The organism is Microbacterium sp. GbtcB4, assembly GCF_019091465.1.
GTDB classification, from domain to species: Bacteria; Actinomycetota; Actinomycetes; order Actinomycetales; family Microbacteriaceae; genus Microbacterium; species Microbacterium paraoxydans.
In genome coordinates, this window is the sequence record NZ_JAGXJJ010000688.1 from 1 (window position 1) to 232 (window position 232).

The following is a 232-nucleotide window of genomic DNA, read 5'->3' on the forward strand; positions in this document are numbered from 1 at the left end:
TGCTCGCGACCGCCGGGGCGGCGACGCTCTGGTCAAAGTCGATGGCCGCCACCACGGGCGAGGGGTGCGCCGGGTCGCGGACGAAGGGCGTCGCCACGGCGGACGCCTCCGCCCAGACGTAGAGCACCGACGACGACTCCGCCGTCCGTGCCGCAGCCCACGTGAGCCCGCCGTTGTCGAGGATCCGCCGCAACTGGTCGTCCAGCAGCAGCAGCGTCGCCAGAGCCGGTGA

Annotated in this window: 1 pseudogene; it reads right to left on the reverse strand. The window is 73.7% G+C overall.

Going from position 1 to position 232, the window contains the following annotated elements:
• A pseudogene (locus KVS71_RS19265) lies at positions 1 to 232 on the reverse strand (phosphoserine transaminase); the annotation flags it as partial.